The organism is Arthrobacter sp. AL05 (assembly GCF_029960715.1).
Lineage (GTDB): Bacteria > Actinomycetota > Actinomycetes > Actinomycetales > Micrococcaceae > Arthrobacter.
This window is the reverse complement of sequence record NZ_JASBRC010000003.1, coordinates 187,772-204,095: the sequence shown is the minus strand read 5'-3', so window position 1 is coordinate 204,095 and position 16,324 is coordinate 187,772. Positions and strand designations below refer to the sequence as shown.

Annotated in this window: 23 protein-coding genes; 10 read left to right on the top strand and 13 right to left on the bottom strand. The window is 65.4% G+C overall.

Going from position 1 to position 16,324, the window contains the following annotated elements; translation table 11 throughout:
* The first annotated feature begins 27 nt into the window (after positions 1 to 27).
* Complete coding sequence (locus tag QK287_RS05475; protein ID WP_226774662.1) at positions 28 to 987, top strand: alpha/beta hydrolase; 960 nt, start codon at positions 28 to 30, stop codon at positions 985 to 987.
* Between the two features lie 33 nt (positions 988 to 1,020).
* Here QK287_RS05475 and QK287_RS05470 read toward each other — a convergent pair whose 3' ends face one another.
* Positions 1,021 to 1,470 (bottom strand): VOC family protein, encoded by a 450-nt coding sequence (locus QK287_RS05470; RefSeq protein WP_226774663.1) that lies wholly within the window; start codon positions 1,468 to 1,470, stop codon positions 1,021 to 1,023.
* A complete protein-coding gene (locus QK287_RS05465) occupies positions 1,467 to 2,042 on the bottom strand; it encodes a GrpB family protein (RefSeq protein WP_226774664.1) in 576 nt (191 codons plus the stop codon). Before QK287_RS05465 ends, QK287_RS05470 begins: the two co-directional genes overlap by 4 nt.
* 223 nt (positions 2,043 to 2,265) lie before the next feature.
* On the opposite strand from QK287_RS05465, the gene QK287_RS05460 reads away from it, so the two are divergent.
* The 3 genes from QK287_RS05460 to QK287_RS05450 all read left to right on the top strand — a co-directional run bounded on the left by QK287_RS05460 (position 2,266) and on the right by QK287_RS05450 (position 3,572).
* Positions 2,266 to 2,664 (top strand): hypothetical protein, encoded by a 399-nt coding sequence (locus QK287_RS05460; RefSeq protein WP_226774665.1) that lies wholly within the window; start codon positions 2,266 to 2,268, stop codon positions 2,662 to 2,664.
* A 202-nt stretch (positions 2,665 to 2,866) separates the two neighbouring features.
* Positions 2,867 to 3,163, top strand: a complete 297-nt coding sequence (locus QK287_RS05455) for a DUF4190 domain-containing protein (protein ID WP_226774666.1) — start codon at positions 2,867 to 2,869, stop codon at positions 3,161 to 3,163.
* Between the two features lie 262 nt (positions 3,164 to 3,425).
* Positions 3,426 to 3,572, top strand: a complete 147-nt coding sequence (locus tag QK287_RS05450) for a hypothetical protein (RefSeq protein ID WP_226774667.1) — start codon at positions 3,426 to 3,428, stop codon at positions 3,570 to 3,572.
* A gap of 133 nt (positions 3,573 to 3,705) precedes the next feature.
* Here QK287_RS05450 and QK287_RS05445 read toward each other — a convergent pair whose 3' ends face one another.
* Positions 3,706 to 3,933, bottom strand: a complete 228-nt coding sequence (locus QK287_RS05445) for a hypothetical protein (RefSeq protein ID WP_226774668.1) — start codon at positions 3,931 to 3,933, stop codon at positions 3,706 to 3,708.
* 152 nt (positions 3,934 to 4,085) lie between these two features.
* Between QK287_RS05445 and QK287_RS05440 the strand changes: the two genes are divergently transcribed.
* The 4 genes from QK287_RS05440 to QK287_RS05425 are packed head-to-tail and all read left to right on the top strand — an operon-like array spanning position 4,086 to position 5,337.
* Entirely contained in the window at positions 4,086 to 4,694 is a 609-nt protein-coding gene (locus QK287_RS05440; protein WP_282359514.1) for a PepSY domain-containing protein, read from the top strand.
* A 43-nt stretch (positions 4,695 to 4,737) separates the two neighbouring features.
* Positions 4,738 to 4,947 (top strand): hypothetical protein, encoded by a 210-nt coding sequence (locus QK287_RS05435; protein WP_226774670.1) that lies wholly within the window; start codon positions 4,738 to 4,740, stop codon positions 4,945 to 4,947.
* Positions 4,937 to 5,146 (top strand): hypothetical protein, encoded by a 210-nt coding sequence (locus tag QK287_RS05430; protein ID WP_226774671.1) that lies wholly within the window; start codon positions 4,937 to 4,939, stop codon positions 5,144 to 5,146. The genes QK287_RS05435 and QK287_RS05430 overlap by 11 nt, the downstream gene beginning before the upstream one ends.
* A 44-nt stretch (positions 5,147 to 5,190) precedes the next feature.
* Positions 5,191 to 5,337, top strand: a complete 147-nt coding sequence (locus tag QK287_RS05425; protein ID WP_226774672.1) for a hypothetical protein — start codon at positions 5,191 to 5,193, stop codon at positions 5,335 to 5,337.
* Positions 5,338 to 5,808: 471 nt separating this feature from the next.
* On the opposite strand, the gene QK287_RS05420 is transcribed toward QK287_RS05425, so the two are convergent.
* A complete protein-coding gene (locus QK287_RS05420) occupies positions 5,809 to 5,967 on the bottom strand; it encodes a hypothetical protein (protein WP_226774673.1) in 159 nt (52 codons plus the stop codon).
* A 242-nt stretch (positions 5,968 to 6,209) separates the two neighbouring features.
* Between QK287_RS05420 and QK287_RS05415 the strand changes: the two genes are divergently transcribed.
* A complete protein-coding gene (locus tag QK287_RS05415; RefSeq protein ID WP_226774674.1) occupies positions 6,210 to 6,632 on the top strand; it encodes a GNAT family N-acetyltransferase in 423 nt (140 codons plus the stop codon).
* A 310-nt stretch (positions 6,633 to 6,942) separates the two neighbouring features.
* On the opposite strand, the gene QK287_RS05410 is transcribed toward QK287_RS05415, so the two are convergent.
* The 5 genes from QK287_RS05410 to QK287_RS05390 form a co-directional block, all read right to left on the bottom strand.
* Positions 6,943 to 7,737 (bottom strand): glycosyltransferase, encoded by a 795-nt coding sequence (locus QK287_RS05410; RefSeq protein WP_226774675.1) that lies wholly within the window; start codon positions 7,735 to 7,737, stop codon positions 6,943 to 6,945.
* Positions 7,738 to 7,742: 5 nt separating this feature from the next.
* Entirely contained in the window at positions 7,743 to 9,146 is a 1,404-nt protein-coding gene (locus QK287_RS05405) for a bifunctional PIG-L family deacetylase/class I SAM-dependent methyltransferase (RefSeq protein ID WP_226774676.1), read from the bottom strand.
* Positions 9,140 to 10,255, bottom strand: a complete 1,116-nt coding sequence (locus tag QK287_RS05400; protein WP_226774677.1) for an acyl-CoA dehydrogenase family protein — start codon at positions 10,253 to 10,255, stop codon at positions 9,140 to 9,142. Before QK287_RS05400 ends, QK287_RS05405 begins: the two co-directional genes overlap by 7 nt.
* A 161-nt stretch (positions 10,256 to 10,416) precedes the next feature.
* Positions 10,417 to 11,094: an O-methyltransferase gene (locus tag QK287_RS05395; RefSeq protein ID WP_226774678.1), complete on the bottom strand. Its 678-nt coding sequence runs from the start codon at positions 11,092 to 11,094 to the stop codon at positions 10,417 to 10,419.
* A gap of 54 nt (positions 11,095 to 11,148) precedes the next feature.
* Positions 11,149 to 11,517: a thiamine-binding protein gene (locus QK287_RS05390; protein WP_226774679.1), complete on the bottom strand. Its 369-nt coding sequence runs from the start codon at positions 11,515 to 11,517 to the stop codon at positions 11,149 to 11,151.
* A 193-nt stretch (positions 11,518 to 11,710) separates the two neighbouring features.
* On the opposite strand from QK287_RS05390, the gene QK287_RS05385 reads away from it, so the two are divergent.
* The gene (locus QK287_RS05385) at positions 11,711 to 12,343 is read left to right on the top strand and encodes a TetR/AcrR family transcriptional regulator (protein ID WP_226774680.1); all 633 of its coding nucleotides are present in this window, start codon (positions 11,711 to 11,713) and stop codon (positions 12,341 to 12,343) included.
* 30 nt (positions 12,344 to 12,373) lie between these two features.
* Here QK287_RS05385 and QK287_RS05380 read toward each other — a convergent pair whose 3' ends face one another.
* The 4 genes from QK287_RS05380 to QK287_RS05365 form a co-directional block, all read right to left on the bottom strand.
* On the bottom strand, positions 12,374 to 14,662 hold the full coding sequence (locus QK287_RS05380; RefSeq protein WP_282359513.1) for an EAL domain-containing protein: 2,289 nt from the start codon (positions 14,660 to 14,662) through the stop codon (positions 12,374 to 12,376).
* A gap of 95 nt (positions 14,663 to 14,757) precedes the next feature.
* On the bottom strand, positions 14,758 to 15,069 hold the full coding sequence (locus QK287_RS05375) for an AzlD domain-containing protein (RefSeq protein WP_282359512.1): 312 nt from the start codon (positions 15,067 to 15,069) through the stop codon (positions 14,758 to 14,760).
* Positions 15,066 to 15,812, bottom strand: a complete 747-nt coding sequence (locus QK287_RS05370) for an AzlC family ABC transporter permease (RefSeq protein WP_282359511.1) — start codon at positions 15,810 to 15,812, stop codon at positions 15,066 to 15,068. The genes QK287_RS05375 and QK287_RS05370 overlap by 4 nt, the downstream gene beginning before the upstream one ends.
* Positions 15,809 to 16,282, bottom strand: coding sequence for a hypothetical protein (locus QK287_RS05365; protein ID WP_226774684.1), 474 nt, complete (start codon positions 16,280 to 16,282; stop codon positions 15,809 to 15,811). Before QK287_RS05365 ends, QK287_RS05370 begins: the two co-directional genes overlap by 4 nt.
* Positions 16,283 to 16,324 lie beyond the last annotated feature (42 nt).

Below are 16,324 nucleotides of genomic sequence, written 5' to 3'. Positions count from 1 at the left end.
CCCATCTGGTGATGTACAGTCCGGGCTATGGAACCAATAGTCAGGGAGAGCGCCCGAGTCAGCACCGCCGCCGGCGACCTCAACGCCCTGATTCACTACCGTCCTTCACCCCTCCCCCAGCCGGGACTGGTCCTGGTGGACGGCTCCGGAGACGGCACAGCCGATGGCTGGGGTGGTGCCGTTGATCTGCTCGTCTCGTGCGGAACAGTGGTCCTCACACACGACAAACCCGGGTGCGGCAATTCCTCCGGTGACTGGAGGACACAATCCCTGACTGCCCGGGCGGACGAATCCCTTGCGGCAGCGGCGCTGCTGAGGTCCCACCCAGCGGTAGCAGGCGTCGGGTGCGGCTTCTACGGAGTGAGCCAGGGCGGGTGGGTGGCGCTGATCGCAGCGGCCCTCGATGCCCGGATCCAGTTCGTCATCTCCAACTCCGGGCCCGGTGTCTCGCCCGCGTTCCAGGACCGCTTCCGAATCCTGAACAACCTCCGCCAGGACGGACAGGATGACATCTCCTTAGCGGAAGCCGGACGGTGGCTCGATGACCGGGCAGACCGGCTGCTTTCCGGGCAGGCCCCCGGGGAGGTCCTGACCCGTCAAGAAACCTTCAGCGGCAGAACCTGGTACGAAATCGCGACGCGTTACTTCGACACTGTTGAGATGCTGGGATTCCTCCGGCAGGTTCTCGACTTTGACCCCGCACAGATCCTGCCCAGGGTCCAGTGCCCGGTGCTGGCACTGCTGGGAGCATCCGACGCAATGGTTCCAGTCCCCGAAAGCCTGGCAGCCTTCTCGTCACTGCTCCGGCCACTGCCAGGCAATCCCCACGGCATAGCCGTGTTCCCTGGCGCCGGACACGGCCTGTTCATAGAAGACCCCGATCCGACAAAAGACAGAGCGTCGCAACTGGCACCGGGCTTCATCCCCATGGTTCACGCCTTCATTCACAAAAACACGTCCGCCGCAGTCGACAACAACAGCAACTGACTCACGCCCAGCGGATTCCGATCCTGTGGATCCTCATGCCTTCTCGTGAAAGGCGAGTCTTTGTCCCAGAGACGCCTGGAACCGAATCAAGTACCCGTCGGGATCTGCCACCAGAAACTGTGTGACGCCGGCTTCGTGCTCGCCGGTTCTGTACCACTTGGTCTCCGGTGCCATGAAGAGCGGCCATCCTCCGGCATCGAGGGCCTTCACAATCGGCTCGATCGACGGAACCGAAACCTGAAAGTTGACCCCGCGCCCCAGCGGACGTTCAAGAGGCCCGGTGATCCAGTTTCGACCCATTCCGACCTGCTCCAGCATGACGTGCGCCGAGCCTATGGCGATATAGGCAAAACCCTCGTTCATCCGGTGATAGAGCACCGCGAACCCGCATAGCCCGCACCAGAAATCCAGGCTCTTGTCGAGATCCGTGATGAGAAGTTCCGGCACCAGGACGGGGTCGGGTGCAGCGGTTGCCGTGGTCATACGCGGCTACTCTCGGAACGGTTCGCGCGCCAGACCGTGGCGTGCGCGAGGATTTGCGAGATGACGTCGGTCTTCGCATCCGCGTAGTCATTCATATCGGACCATCGTTGTCGTGCCAGCAACTTCTTCGTATAGGCATACAGGGTACGGTCGGTTTCATCGACCCGAAGCCAATCGCGCAGGTCTCTGTACTTCGAGACGGCCTCGTCCTCAGGGTTAAATACATGGACGTGAACATCTTTGGCAGGCGTCCTGAGCATGCGGTGCCCTTCCTCGCGGACTCGGAGAACAAAACCGGCGTCTTCCAGAGCCGGAATATATCCTGACTCGTCCTCAACGTCCATGACGGTCAGGAGGACGTCGATGATGGGCTTGGCCGATAAGCCCGGAACCGCTGTAGAGCCAATATGTTCTACGGACACCGCCTTCTCCCCGGCAGCATCCCGGATGGTTTGGGCGAGAGCTTCGAAGCGTTCGGGCCAGGAAGGGTCGTAGTCCACGATGACGATGGCTCGCGCTTCGCGGCCACCTATCAAGACGGCGTCCAGGCGCGCATCTGCTTCAGATTTCATCGATCAATCCTCGCACTCCGCGGCAGCTCCCGCTCCCCCACAATTGTGAAAACGACAACCCAATCTCGCTCCGGTTTCGACCCACATCAGTCAAAACTCATCAGCCACCAGTTTTGCAGCACCAGAATTTCGATAACGGTCCTTTTTGACCGGCGACTGTTCTGGCGCATGGGCGCAGTGAGACCGACGACGCACCTGCTTCCGATGCATCTAGGGTGGAACTATGGGGGAAACGACACGCGAGCCAATTTCCAATTTGATACCGGGCAGCCGCAGGAGGAATGTCCTCGCGGGGGCGGCCGTGGCAGCGATCCTCGTCCTCGGTTGGGGCGCCTACGCTGGCACCTTCCTATCGATCGCCGGAGCGCAGAGCTGGTCCGGAATTGCCTGCGATGGCGAATACCGGTCGGCCTCCTGCGCCTCTACGTCGGTGTGGCGGCAGTTTGAAATGACTATCACCCTCGCCCAGCTTGTAGCCCTGCCCATCCTGGTCTTCAACGGGATCAGACTGGCTTCGGGGGCCTGGTTCGACCGCGGCTGGATGCTATGGCTCGCTGCGGTCCTGCTGATCTGTATCGCCGTGGCTCCTCTGAACAACCCACAGCTCAGCTACCTCCCGTAGCCTTACCGTTCCCACCCGGTTCTGCCGGCCTGCCGGGAACAGCCTCAAAAATCGGTCGTTTTGACCGTGGCGCATAGGGCACGCGGGGTTCTGTTGATCGAAGCAACGCCATATGAGTTCCGAGCGCCTGGCCTACGGATCCGCTCGAGGTATTGGAGGGGCCAACTAGACTCGCTTGAACAACGAGGTTTGGGGAACCGATATGAGTACGCCAATAGTGCCGGCCAAAACGTCGACTACTCGACTGAACCGGCTGTCCGTCGCAGCCATCATCTTCGCCGTAATCGCTGCCTCCGGCGTCTGGATCTTTGGCGCCGCAGTTGTTGCTGTCTTTGCGGTGGGGTCCGGACACATGGCCCTCAGCCAGATTAGGTTGAAGGGAGAACGCGGCCGTGGTCTGGCCATTGTTGCCCTGGCCATCGGTTACGGCATCGCCACGTTCGCGTTGATCAATACGTTAATGTTCATTCCCGGCGCGCTCCAGCAGCTCGTTAGCTAGCGTCCATCCCGACAAAAGTCCGGCCTGATGAGTGCACGGTAAAGGATCCTTGAGCGGGCGGATAATCCGATGCACTGCAGCACCGTGGACGCCCAATTTCTGCCTTCCAGTTCGGCTCTCTGACGAAGCACCGGCCACGGGCGCGCGTTCTCCATGGCCTCGAGATCCCGTTGGATGGCGGGAGTGACTGACTGCATGACCGGGGACTCCAGGGATGCTTTTTCCTCGGAGCGCCAGGGTCGGTCTGCTAAGAACCCTCGAAATGGGCACCCGTTGCGAAAGTGGAAAGCCACCGGACGGGGATTACCTGGAGGTCGACGAGGACATGGCCGGCACCGTCGACCTCGGCGGCGGCGGCGACGGCCGCTCCCTCGTCGTGGTGCTGTGGGTGCTTGCCGGGTTCGAGTAACGCCCGGCTTTCGCGCTTGCACCGTTCGAGGTACAGGCGTCGCGGATGCTCAAGTCTGTCCCGAAGAAGGCCCGGATGCACGCCCAGCGGACAAGGGGCGCTAGACCGTGGGTGGCACCCGCCCCCACGTCTTTCAGCCTGGGAGACCGCCGCCGCCATTGTAGCCACCGTTGACCCGGGTGGCGTTCGGGTAATTGCGGCCGTCATTGCCCAGCTCGCGATCTCGGGTGGCACGTGGCTCGAAGTGAGGGTGCTTGTTACCAGCGCCCGCCTTCTTGCGTTTGATGACGAGGAAGTAGATGGCCGTTGCGATCAAAGCCGTGATAACGAAGGCCGCGATTGCTGTCTGAGTTGTGTCCATGGCTTGATTGTCCTCTCTATCCCGCGCGACTGGTGGATCCTTACGAGCCAATCATTACCCACTGGTCATTTTCCCGATGCTACCGCCCCCGGCCGGTGGGGTCGGATCGGACCCTGTGTGACCACGGTCTTGCCGCGGCATGGACGGAACCGGTGATCGATGCCGGAAAGGTAGAAATTAAGCCGCCCGCGAAGGAGGGCAAAGCCTGGACCGTGACCCAGGCTGACGCGGTCGCGGTCGACCCTGCCACCGTGATGGTGAGCGGGCGACTCGTCTTCAACGATTTCAACGTCGCAGCGAAACTCACGCGCTGGGGCATCGACGCGCACACGGGCGTTCTCTTCGGTCTCGCCAACCCGATCGTTCTTCCTGCGATTGCGCTCGGTCTCGCCGGAAGCGCCATCGGCGGATACTTCATGTGGTGGAAGCGCCGTCCCATCCGCGGTACGTCCTGGGCCATCGGACCGCCCCGGGCCCGCCGCTTCCTTCGCACCGCCTCGGGGCCGCTGACCGCAGCCGTAGCCGTCTTCGAGTCGGGTGACGCACGATGCGAACCGTCTGCGGCACTGTCCAAAAGGGATCCCTCCACGGGACGCCTGCGTGACGAGAGATGGTGCCTTCGATGCTCGGGCGGCGCCGGCTTATTGCTGCTTACGCGCAAGAAATCAGATCAATCCTGTCGTCTGGCGGGGAACCTTAGCTGTGACTTGCGTTCGATGCCCACGTGGGTAGGCTCGCGGCATGTCACAAGGTCGGTCTGACTCAGCAAAGCCCGGTCCGGGCTCCGCACCGAGGGAGAAATCAATGAGCAGTTCCGCACTGCCGGCGCTCATTGCTGGAGTGTTTTTCCTGCTCTGGGCGGCAATCCTTCTGACGTGGGCGCCGGTGGACACTCTCCGCCTGGTCACGGGCATCATCTTCGTGCCGATCGGCCTGGCACTGATCCTCAAGCACTTCATCGGCAGCCGACCCGCGAAACGCGAGCACTCCATGGCCTCAGCCGATGACCACTAGGACCCGAGCGCTCCGTAACTTGGCCGTCTACACGGCCGGGTTCCTGCCGTTCGCTCTCTTTTGGCGTTCCATCGGCTTCGTGCCGTCCGTGCTGATCGGCGTCGTAGCAATGCTGGTGGTCGCTCTGATCTTTCGCAGGCACGATGCGAAGTCCCGCACACCCCGCACGCTCCACCAATCCACCGAACAGGGGAAATGATGGCCGCAGGACGATGGGCACTTCTCATAGTTGCCGTAGTACTCATGATCGTCTCGGTAACTCTCGCCCTTCAGGGATCGGAGGGTCTGTGGTTCACCGCAGTGGCCATGGGCATCGCGATCTTCACCACCCTGCGGTCAGGACTCAAGGAACGTCGCCAGAACCAAGGCAACTCGGCGTCCGAAAGCTAGTACGCAGGGGCTGTGTGAGTTTCTGGCGGCCCAGCCAGACTGGCGGTGAAGTCAGCCACGAGATGCTGTCCGCGGTTGCTACGTCAGGAGGATGGCGCACCGCAGCGACGACGCCGCAGGCGGGTCCGGCCAGTCTCAAGTGGGGATTCTTCTTAGGCTTTCGGAGGCGCGGTTCTTGAATTCTTTCCCCTATAGCGCCGCCACAGGTAAAGACCCCAGAACCCGAGTGCAACGGCGAATACGGATGCAACTCCACGCCACCAGACAAAGGGCTGCCACAGTGCGAACAGGACCGCCCAGGCGAAGAATGAGGCACTTATCCAAGGGCTTGGAATCTTGTTGGCCATGCGGCCACCTTTCGAGTAATGCGTGCGGGGAAGGGAACGCCACCGCCACCGGGCACAACTGGCAAGGTCCGCCCTGGCCGCCGGACATCGATGAGCGGGTGCAGGTCGGCTATTCAGGGGTGTCCTAGGCTTCCTTGTCCGGACCCGGCAGGGCTGCCCTCCGGAGCTCCTTGATACGGAGGCGGAGGAAGATGATGCCGAGCACCAAGGCGTAAACAGCCAGCACTACGATTGCCACCATCACCACGGAGTAGAGAATTCCCAGTATTCCAATCGAAACCACGCTAAGCCCCCAGTTTTTTGATGCGACGAACCTACGGCGCAAGTCTCAGAGGCTAGCACTGTCCACCCTTTGACGGGGAGTCAACACCGCCCCCCGGTTCTTCCCCCGGAATAAGTGAAGGCCAAACCTAGGGACGGCATGTGCCCATGCCCAGCCACTCCGACGTGTGCCCATAAGACGATCGGCCTACGGGCGCGCATCTCGTAGCCACCCAATAACTAAGTTGCGTGTTTGGATGAAGCATGACCACCATCAAAGTAGTGAAGGCCAAAGACCTGCCACTCAGCGAAGTCCTAGAGCTATACCGTGCGGTGGAATGGCTTGCCTACACGAAGGACCCTGACAATCTAATACGAGCCTTGGAAGGATCTTCCACACTCGTGGCCGCTCATGATGGCCACACGCTGGTTGGACTAGCTCGCGTCATTTCCGATGGTGCTTCGATTTGCTACCTCCAGGACATCCTCGTGCGGCCGTCCCATCACAGAAGAGGTATAGGACGAGCCCTCGCTGAACGAGCGCTCGAACAGTACCCGCACGTGCGTCAGAAAGTCCTAATCACCGACGACCAGCTGAAGCAGAAAGCGTTCTATGAAGCGCTCGGCTACACCCAGACCGAGGAATTCCAAGGAGGATCGGTCAGGGCCTTCATCAGATTCGACTGAGTACCTACGTCCGTTAAAGGACCCCCATCTGGATGCCTTACGGCGATTCTGCGCTGCCCAGAAGACGAGGGAGAGACCGCTCGTGGTTCCAAACTTCCACTTCCTCCGCGTTCCAGACATCAAACAACGCATCTACGCCGTTGCTACGCGCATGCTCAATCTCTTGAGCAAAGAGCGGAGCGGCGTCGAGGAATTTGATATGGCTTCCGTTGCTGAGAGCAAGATCGGGTAACAGCTCAGGAGAGCGGTCAAAGAAGATCCATCCAGGGACTAACTGGTCGGGCTCACCCCGAAGCGCCCTAGGTCCCCGTCAGTCATCCGCAGGTAGCTGATGCCTGCCCAGCGTCCGCAGATATGCGGCAAAACCGTGCGGCGCCCTCGCCTGGATCCGGCCTGAGGTTAGCACTCGCATACTGTCGGTGGCAGTCACGGTGAAAGCGCGGCTCCGAAGGCTTTGCACCAGGGTCCGGTCCTCGTGCGAGACGAGTTTCGGGAATCCTCCGGCGGCCAGGTAGGCAGAGGCCCTGACACCGAAGTTGGCGCCGTAGATGTGCGGGTGGTCCTCCTCGAAGGGGTGGCGTTGCAGCCAGCGCCGCAGCAGCTCCGGGTCCATCCCTGCGGGGTCCGGTTCCACCGAACCCAATACGGCGTCGGCTCCGGCCTCGGCGAACTCCAGCTGGCGGACCAGCCAATGTTCCGGAACCCGCGAGTCGGCATCAGTGTTGGCCAGCCACGTCCGGCCCGCCCACGGCGGCGGGGTCCACCGCTTGCCGGGCGGCCGCCGCCGGGGTGAGCCGATGCCGGCGGCCCGGGCCCCGGCCGCCCGGCTGGCTCCGGCGCTGTGGAAGTCCACTTCGAGGGCACTAAAACGCCCGTCCGTGGCAGTGTAGCGTGCCGTGATGCCGGCAGACCCGTCGGTGCAGCCGTCCAGCACAACTGTCACGCCAACTTCCACGTCGGGCCGGATCCGGTGCAGCGCGTCGGCGGCGCACTGCACCGCCAACAGGGCATCGTCGAGGTGCTGGTCTTCGTTGTGGGCAGGAATCACCACAGCGATCCGGTCGATGCCGCATCCGCGGGGCAGCGGCAGCGCATGGGCGGCCATTCCGCCTAACCCTCCGGGCCCGGAACGACGGCGGTTTCCAGCGGAGCGGTCAGGACCTCCAGGATGAAGTCACGTTCGCGATACAGTCCGGCGTCGCTCCAGCCGAGTTGGCGGCGTGCTGCGGCGTGCACTGCGTCGCCGTCGAGCTCCCAGCCGGAGATCGGATGACGCCAGTGGCACAGGACCAGGGAGCCGCCGGGCAGGAGCGCGGCCTCGACCCGGGCGAACAGCCCGGCCAGCTCACCGGCTGCGAGGTAGTAGCCCACCTCGGAGACCACAATCAGGTCGAACCGGCCGTCCGGCCACTCCCGCGGGACAGTGAGCTGGCGGGTCCGGGCAGCGGGCAGGTGGTCGAGGCGCCGGGCGGCGTGGGCCAACGCGGCGCTGCTCGCGTCGACAGCCAGGAACGTGGTGCAGCGTTGTGCGAGTTCCGCGCTGAGCGTCCCGATCGAGCAGCCGACCTCCAGCCCTGCGGTATATACCTCGCCGGGCAGGGCGGCGAGGGTAAGCGAGCGTTTTCGCTGTTCGTACCAGCTGGTGGTGTACTCCCAGGGGTCGTCGGTTTCGGTGTGGACAGCATCAAAAACGCCTTCGGCGTCGGCGGCGGCGTAGGCGCCGGTGGCTCCAGTGGGGCGCTGCCAGGCGAACGTCTCAAATGGCCGTTCGAAGTGGCCCAGGAAGGCCGGCGAAAGCAGCGCCTCGTCCCCTGGCTGACCGGAGAGTGCCTGGACCTGCGACGAGTGGGCAGCCATCGCCGCGGCCTTGGCCCGTTGTTCCGCGGGATCCAGCGGCAGGCGCAGCCACGACTGCCATGCGGGGTCCGTGGCGTCCGCCCAGAGCCAGTACCAGATGGGGTATTCCAGCAGCCCGTGGCCGCCGGCATTGGCGGCCTCGGCCGCGGCGGCGCCCAATTCTTCGTGGTCTGTGTGGCCGTCGTGCCGGTACGGGGCCACGAGCGTAATGCCGGCCGGGGGCAGCCCCGAGGCGGCAGTTGCCTCGGCGATCGCGCGCTGGAGTGCCGCGCGCAGCTCTTCCCGGTGGTCGGCGAGCCTGCCGTCCGGTAGCCCGAGGAAACGCCACTCCGGTTCCGGCAGCAGGCGCTCGAGAGCACCGCCGAATTCTTTGAGCCGCACGCCGGCGAGCTGTTCCGGCGTCGTGCTGGGAGAGTCCGGGTGGGAGGACTCCCCGGCCGTGCACAACAGGACAGTGACGCGTGCGCCGAGCCGTTCGAGCCGAGCCATCAGACCGCCGGCACCAAGGGATTCGTCGTCCGGATGCGCGGCCAGGACAATAACCACCCGGCCGGCACCCTCCCCCGGCTCAAGCAGCAGCTCCGGCCGGGCAACCAGCCCGCTGGCCGCCCAGGCGGCCTCGCTGGTCCCGGCGTCCTGATGGGTGAAGCTCACCATGGGTGGTCCCCTTTGAGCGTGCGGGCACCGAGTTGCGCGTCGTCGCGCATGGTGTGGTGCTGGCGGATGTACAGCGAGAGGTCAGCCATACGCTTCCCATAGACGGGATCGAACGCGAGCGGGGCGGGCCCGAGATTCTGGCTGACAAGGGCCTGGATGTGTTCGACGGCGGTGGCCACCTGTCCGCGGACGCGCAGGGCCTCGCTCCAGGCGCCGCTGCCCGAGAGTTCCCCGGCATCAATTGCCTCCGCCGTCCGGGCCAGGTAACCGGTCAGGGCCGTCAGGGTACGGTCAATCTCGCCGAGGTGGGCGAGCGCGAGCTGGTCCGGTTTGCGGCCGCCGTCGGACGCCGCAACCAAAGCCTCCTTGAACCCGCGGGCCACCGCGACGGCGCCGCCCAGCCAGCAGGCCGCAACGCCCATGCCGCCCCAAGCGAAGCCGGGCCGGCGGTAATACCAGCCGGCGGCGCCCAGTGGCACGGCCGGAACGGCGTCGAAGCGCACTGTGCCGCTGGGGATTTCCCGGAGCCCCAGGCTGCTCCACCGCGGGTCTTCGAAGCTGACGCCCTGGGCATGGAGGTCCACTGCGAAAGCCGCCCTGCCGCCGTCGTCCAGGTGGGCGGTCACGACGGCGTGGTCCAGCTGGGCAGCCAGCGAGCACCATGGTTTGGCGCCGTGCAGCAGGAAACTGCCGTCAGTGGCTTTGGCCTCGAGCCGCAGGCCTGCCGCTTCGGCGGCAAACACACCCCAGGCGCCGGCGTCCGGGCCGTTCCGGTCCGGCAGCGCCGCGTGGCGGGCCGCTTGGCTGCCTGCGGCCAGGGCGGCGGACTGGGCGAGGATTGCCGCCGCGTCCAGATGCGGTTCAATGGCCCGTCCAGCCGCAACGTCGACGGCCGTGACGGAAGCCAACATTTCCCAGAGGAACGCCGTCCCTCCCTCGCCGGGGTTCGGTGCGGTTTCGGCTGCGGATTTGGCCAGCTCCAGCAGGGCCGGGACGTCGCCGACGGCGGACCGGGCTTCCGCCAGCAGGGGGCCGAGGCCGGCCAGGCGCTCCGGCCCGGAGCTTATCCGCACGGCCAGGGGCTGCTGGGAGGGTGGCTTCCGGTTCATTCGGGCCTGTTCTCCTTCGAATGGTGTCTGGTGCTTTGTCGTCCGCGCCTGCCGGCCGGACAACTGTTCGGCATAGGGCGACTCGCTCAGTAAATCTAAGCACACTTAGCACTTTTCGGATTCCGGCGTCAGTTCCGGCGCCGGCGGGAGGCCCCCCGCTGCTACAACACCCGCGCGAGGGCGAAGCCGTCCCAGCCTTTGGTGCCCACCGTCTGGATCACGGTGCCGTCCAGCCTCGGATCCTGGCCCAGCATGTCCAGGGCGCTGATGATCCCCCGGGCAGTGACGGGGTCCAGGGCGGGGTCCAGCACGGCACCCTCCCACACCATGTTGTCCATCACGATGGCCGTGCCGGGCCTGCCGAGGCGGATGGCCCAGTCGAGGTAGTGCGGGTTGTTTTCCTTGTCCGCGTCGATGAAAACGAAATCAAAGGGCTCAACGTCCTCGTCGGCGAGACCTCGCAGCGTCGCAAGCGCGAGCCCGGTCCGGATCTCCACCAGGTGGCCCAGGCCGGCGGCGTCCACATTGGCGCGGGCCACGCGGGCATGTTCGGGCAGGTATTCACAGCTGAGCAGCCGCCCGCCGTCGGGCAGTCCCTGTGCCATCCAGATGGTACTGAACCCCGCCAGGGTCCCGATTTCCAGCACGCGCCGGGCGCCGGAGAGCTGAACGAGGAGTTTGAGCAGTTTCCCGGCGTTGGGGGCCACCTCGATGGGCGGCATCCCCGCCTCAAGCGCCGTGGTGAGGGCGCGTTTGAGGGAGTTGTCCGCCCGGACCACAACGGCGGACAGGAAGTCTTCGACGGCGGACCAGCGGGCGGTGGGCTGATGCTCGAACATTGCCCCAGTCTTTCAGCTGCCCCGCCCCGGCGGTAGGCCCGACGGGGCCTGTTCCTAGCCGGCTGCCGGGCTTGAGGCGCCCCCGATGGCTTCTTCCAACCGGTCGAGCTTTCCGGTCAGTTCGCCCGTAAAGCCCGGGCGAATGTCCGCTTTGATGACCAGCGAGACCCTGCTGCCGTAGCGGCCGACAGCCTCGGTAGCGCGCTTGACGACGTCGAAGACTTCATCCCACTCGCCCTCGATTGTGGTGAACATCGAGTCCGTGTGGTTCGGCAGGCCCGACTCCCGCACGATCCGGACCGCTTCGGCGACGGCGTCGTGCACCGATGCCTCGTCCGAAGCGATGGCCCGGGAACCGGCTTCCGGGCCATCGGCCGTTCGCGCGGGACGGCCGGAGGGTGCGACGGAGAATGCAAGCAACATGGGCCCAGTCTTTCACGTACGCCGCCGCCCCGCGGCATGGCTGGCGGGCGGGGGCGTCAGGGGCCCGGACCGGAACCCGGACCGGGCCCCGGAACCCGCCCCCCGGCCGCTACCGCTGCCGCGCATACCGTCACATTCCCGCCTACCCGGGAGTAACCTCCCCGCCCCGGGTGCGCGTTGCTACCCTAAGCAAATGAACCGGGCAGCAGACCGCAAACCGCTCCGCGCTGATGCCGCGCGGAACGTGGACAAGATCATCACGGCCGCCCGCCTGTGCTTCCGTGAGCACGGCCCGGAAGTCCCGCTGCAGACCATCGCCGTGACCGCAGGAGTCGGCCCGGCGACGCTCTTCCGGAACTTCGCCGACAAGGAAGAACTGGTCCTCGCCGCACTGCACCGCCAGCTCGGTTTGCTGGTGGACCCGGTCATCGAGGAGGCCCTGGCCGGTCCCGACGCCGCCGACGGCCTCTTCCGTGTTATTGACGCGCTGATGGGCGTCGCTAGCGAAGAAGCCAACCTGCTTGGTGCCGTCGCTGGCCGGCGCGGGCTGCTGACCGGCATTACGGGGGACTTGATTGAGTCCGTCGCCGTGCTCCTGGGCCGCGGACAGGGCCAGGGTACGCTGCGCAGCGACATTTCGATGACCGACCTGATCCGGCTGCTGGCCATGCTGATTGGCGTGGTGGACACCATGGAGGCGGGTTCGGATGCCTGGCGCCGTGCGGCCGCCCTCGTCGAGGACGCGATCCGTTCGGAACGCCCCCACCGGCCGCTGCCGCCGCAGGCGCCCCTGCCGGGAACAGCCTTCGACTCCGTCCTTGGCTAGGGCCCGGCCTTGGCCTTGGCCCGGAATGCCTCAGGGCTGCGGGGCGGGTTCCAGCTGGCGCCGGCTAACGAGCCAGCCGTCCAGTTCCGCGGCGCTGACCGGGAGCGAGACATAGTGTCCTTGGGCGTTGTTGCAGCCGAGCTCCTTGAGTTCGTCCTGTGTCTGCCTGGTTTCCACGCCCTCGGCGACGATCCGCAGTCCCAGGCTGTGTGCCAGGGCGATGGTGGACGCCACAAGGGCCGAGGCCCGGGGGTCCGTGCCCATCGGCTGCACGAACGACTGGTCGAGCTTCAGCTCGTCGATGGGCAGCTCGCGCAGATAAGCCAGGGAACTGTAGCCCGTGCCAAAGTCATCGACGGCAATCTGAATACCGTTGCCCCTGAGTTCGGTCAGAATTCCCCGCGCGCGGTCACGGTCGGCCATCAGGAAGTCCTCGGTTATTTCCAGGATCAAGGCACTGGCCGGGAGCTGCCGCTCATGCAGCATGGCACTGATCCGGCGGGGAAGCCCGACGTCGACCAGCGAACTCGCGGAGATGTTGACTGCAACCGTGAGCTTCGCCTGTCGAGAAGACCACTGAGCGGCTTGATCCAGCGCCTTCTGCAGCACGACCAGCGTGAGGTCATGCATCAGGCCGCATTCTTCCGCGAGGTCCAGGAAGTCAGCGGGCATCAGCAGCCCCCGGGCGGGATGGTCCCAGCGCACCAGGGCCTCGACCCCGTGGATCTCGTTCGTGGCGAGATCGATTTGGGGCTGGTAATGCAATACCAGCTGATCGAGGACCAATGCGGTGCGTAGTTCCTGGATGGTGCGCAGCCGCAACTCGCCCTGCCGGTCATCGTCCTGATGGTATAACTGGTGCCCGCTTCGGGCCGTCTTGGCCCGGTACATGGCAAGGTCTGCCTTGCGAAGGAGTGAGTTGGCGTCGGCCCCATGGCCCGGGAAGAGCGCAACGCCGATGCTGACGCTGGTCCGCAGTTCAATCCCGGCTACCGGGAACCCCCCGGCCAGCGCATCGCGGATCTTGCGGGCCACAGCGTCGGCTTCGTCGGCGCTGCTGCCATTCAGAAGCACCGCGAACTCATCACCGCCCAGCCGGGCCAGCAGGTCACCGGTGCGAAGCGACCGCGACAACCGTTCCCCGACCTGGACCAGCAGGCGGTCGCCGGCCTCGTGGCCCAGACTGTCATTGATTTCCTTGAAGCGGTCCAGATCAAGCAACAGCAGCGCACCGCTGCGCTTGCCGGCGCCGGCACCGGCGGCGGCGGCACCGGCGGCGGCGGCCAATCGTTGCACACAATCATCGTGGAACGCCCGCCGGTTAAGCAGCCCGGTCAAATCATCCGTCCGGGCCAATCTGCGCAAGAGTCGGTGGCGGAATGCCATCGGCACGGCCGCGAGGACCAGGGTGGCGCTGGCTAACACCAGCGCGTAGACCGGCACGTGTTGCTCGCTCCCCAGCAGCAGAACCGCCAACGCCGCCGCTGTCGCCGCTCCGGGCAGCAGAAGCGCCTGATGGGCCGTTCGCCGGCGCCGGCGCGGTTGCCCGGCACGGGAGGCCCGGTCAACCCACACGGCTATCAGTGCGATCCCGACGGCCCAGGCCATGTCCAGAGCTGACCCCACCGAATATGCTCCCGATGCTTCCCCCAGCGCAAACACAACATCCGCTGCAGCGAAGATGAGCAAACCAACCACGAGCGGAGCCCAGTGTCCGTCCGTTTCACCCCGGGCCGCGAAAATGGCCGCAACCACGGCAATAAGCATCAGGTCAAAGAGCGGATACGCGACGGCAATCACGGTCCGGGCAGAGAGGCCAGCTTCGCCTGAGGACCCCACCACGGGTTCAAGGACTACCGCCAACACCGTGGCTGCCCCGCAGGCGGCAACAGCGCTGTCGAGGAAAACGGGCCACGCAGCTCCATGCAGCCTCTTTCCCACAACAACGATCAAAGCCAGCAGCATCAGGGCATAAAAGAGCATGTATCCAAGGTCTGCCAGCGAAGGCGAAGGCAAAACACCGGATTCGTCCTGCGCCAAGGTGTAATACGTATCCCCCGCCACAGTCGCCGTCACCGCAACCGTAGCCAGTGCGTACTCGATCCGCACTCCGGCGGACCGGTGCAGTGCCAGCCAGCACACTGCAGCCGTTGTCCACCCCGTAGCCGCCGCCAGCCAGCCATCAACTACGGCGTCGAAGCCCTCGCCATGCAGAAGCCGGCCCGCGAGATAACCGGCCAAGGCCAGTGTCATCACAACGACGGGCAGTCCGGTCCTCCGGAAAACCATGCCTGCAGCCGGCCAGTCAGCTCGTTTCAAAATTCTCCCAAAGGTCCGGGTCACCTTACCAACCCCAGCCCCATCGACCATTCGTTCGCAGGCGGCATTTTGGTAACAGCTGCCAGCCGGTACGGCTAGTTCCAGCCCAGCAGCCTCAGTATTGCTGCTGCGCCGGCTCCGGCCAGGACGACCACGAGAAAGGGTGCCCGGAGCACCAGGGCGAGGCCCGCCGCAGCCAATGCCCCCAGCCGTGCATCCAGCGCCAGCGTCTGGCCCGAGGCCACGGTATTAACAATGGCCAGGGAGGCCAGCAGCCCGATCGTCATGGTGCCGGCGATCCGGGACATCCGGGGGTCACGGAGCACGCTGGCCGGGACCAGATATCCCAGCAGTTTCCACGCGTAGGCCAGCAGACAGGAAAGCAGCAGCCACATCCACAGGCTCATGCGGTATCCCCTGCCGGGCGCACCCGTGCGTCCGGGTGGTCCGCATAAGGGTCCACGTCCGGTTCCAGTCCTTCGTCGCTGCGGCCATTACTGAACCAGCCGATTGCCGCCGCAACCACGGCGGCCACCAGGATCGGCACCCCGGCGGGCACCAATGGTACCGCCAGCACAGTGGCCAGGGCACAGACGACGGCGATCGCCACAGGTTCGCGGCCCTTGAGCCGGGGCCACAACAGGCCCAGGAACGCCGCCACGGCAGCGCCGTCGAGGCCCCACTGTTTGGGATCGCCGAGCGCCCCGCCTGCCAGGGCGCCCACGGCGGTGAACAGGTTCCAGAGAACGAAGATGCCAACGCCCGCGGTCCAGAAGCCACGCTTGCGCTCCAGCGGATCAGTTTGACCGGTGCTGGTGGCGGTCGACTCGTCGATGGTGACGTGGGCGGCCGCAAACCGCAGCCAGCCCCGCGGCGCCAGCAGTGCGTTGATCTGCATGCCGTAAATCCCGTTACGCATGCCCAACAGGGTGGCCGCCCCCATCGCGGCGACCGCGGAGCCGCCCCCGGCTACCACACCGATAAACGCGAATTGTGAGCCGCCGCTGAACAGCAGCAGGCTCAGGGCCATAGTCTGCCAAAAGTCAAGGCCTGATGTAACGGACAGCGCTCCGAAAGAGACGCCGTAGAGTCCGGTGGCGATGCTGATGGAGAGCCCCACCCGCACGGCCGGGGACTGCAGAAGCCTCACCGCCGGGCCTGTTGCTGCCGGGCCCGTTGCGCCGGTGCGGTTTTCCGCAAGCTCCAGGCCCAGGCAATCAGCGGCGCCTGCAGCGGCAACCGCAGGGTGTGCGTGCGGCGCCGGGCGGGGGTCCCGCCCGGGCCGTAGGCCTTTCGCAGGGCGTCGAGGTGTCCGGCGAGGAAAAGGGTGAACATGGCCGTCACACATCCGGCCGCGGCGCGACGTGTCACCGGGACCAGGAGCCCCACGGCGGCGGCCACTTCAAGCAGGCCGCTGAATGCGACCCATTCCTCCCGGGACAGGACCGCGAGGGGGCTGTTTGGCTTCCCGCCGCTGTCATCCCGGCACAGCGCATCGGGAACCACTGGCGCGAAGAAATCCGGATCATCAAAGTGCTTCGACGCGCTGGCCAGCAGCAGGACGCTCATCGCGACCGCGGAAAGTGTCTGGGTGTCCCGGCCGGACCAGCGAGATGGCATGGATTAACTCAATCACAGCCGCGGTCCCCCCGCTAACCGTGA

What these genes read in the sequence shown, in the direction of transcription:
- QK287_RS05475 (WP_226774662.1), top strand. Translation starts at nt 28, where the DNA reads ATGGAACCAATAGTCAGGGAGAGCGCCCGAGTCAGCACCGCCGCCGGC.
- QK287_RS05470 (WP_226774663.1), bottom strand. Translation starts at nt 1,470, where the DNA reads ATGACCACGGCAACCGCTGCACCCGACCCCGTCCTGGTGCCGGAACTT.
- QK287_RS05465 (WP_226774664.1), bottom strand. Translation starts at nt 2,042, where the DNA reads ATGAAATCTGAAGCAGATGCGCGCCTGGACGCCGTCTTGATAGGTGGC.
- QK287_RS05460 (WP_226774665.1), top strand. Translation starts at nt 2,266, where the DNA reads ATGGGGGAAACGACACGCGAGCCAATTTCCAATTTGATACCGGGCAGC.
- QK287_RS05455 (WP_226774666.1), top strand. Translation starts at nt 2,867, where the DNA reads ATGAGTACGCCAATAGTGCCGGCCAAAACGTCGACTACTCGACTGAAC.
- QK287_RS05450 (WP_226774667.1), top strand. Translation starts at nt 3,426, where the DNA reads ATGGGCACCCGTTGCGAAAGTGGAAAGCCACCGGACGGGGATTACCTG.
- QK287_RS05445 (WP_226774668.1), bottom strand. Translation starts at nt 3,933, where the DNA reads ATGGACACAACTCAGACAGCAATCGCGGCCTTCGTTATCACGGCTTTG.
- QK287_RS05435 (WP_226774670.1), top strand. Translation starts at nt 4,738, where the DNA reads ATGAGCAGTTCCGCACTGCCGGCGCTCATTGCTGGAGTGTTTTTCCTG.
- QK287_RS05430 (WP_226774671.1), top strand. Translation starts at nt 4,937, where the DNA reads ATGACCACTAGGACCCGAGCGCTCCGTAACTTGGCCGTCTACACGGCC.
- QK287_RS05425 (WP_226774672.1), top strand. Translation starts at nt 5,191, where the DNA reads ATGATCGTCTCGGTAACTCTCGCCCTTCAGGGATCGGAGGGTCTGTGG.
- QK287_RS05415 (WP_226774674.1), top strand. Translation starts at nt 6,210, where the DNA reads ATGACCACCATCAAAGTAGTGAAGGCCAAAGACCTGCCACTCAGCGAA.
- QK287_RS05410 (WP_226774675.1), bottom strand. Translation starts at nt 7,737, where the DNA reads ATGGCCGCCCATGCGCTGCCGCTGCCCCGCGGATGCGGCATCGACCGG.
- QK287_RS05405 (WP_226774676.1), bottom strand. Translation starts at nt 9,146, where the DNA reads ATGGTGAGCTTCACCCATCAGGACGCCGGGACCAGCGAGGCCGCCTGG.
- QK287_RS05400 (WP_226774677.1), bottom strand. Translation starts at nt 10,255, where the DNA reads ATGAACCGGAAGCCACCCTCCCAGCAGCCCCTGGCCGTGCGGATAAGC.
- QK287_RS05395 (WP_226774678.1), bottom strand. Translation starts at nt 11,094, where the DNA reads ATGTTCGAGCATCAGCCCACCGCCCGCTGGTCCGCCGTCGAAGACTTC.
- QK287_RS05390 (WP_226774679.1), bottom strand. Translation starts at nt 11,517, where the DNA reads ATGTTGCTTGCATTCTCCGTCGCACCCTCCGGCCGTCCCGCGCGAACG.
- QK287_RS05385 (WP_226774680.1), top strand. Translation starts at nt 11,711, where the DNA reads ATGAACCGGGCAGCAGACCGCAAACCGCTCCGCGCTGATGCCGCGCGG.
- QK287_RS05375 (WP_282359512.1), bottom strand. Translation starts at nt 15,069, where the DNA reads ATGAGCCTGTGGATGTGGCTGCTGCTTTCCTGTCTGCTGGCCTACGCG.
- QK287_RS05365 (WP_226774684.1), bottom strand. Translation starts at nt 16,282, where the DNA reads ATGCCATCTCGCTGGTCCGGCCGGGACACCCAGACACTTTCCGCGGTC.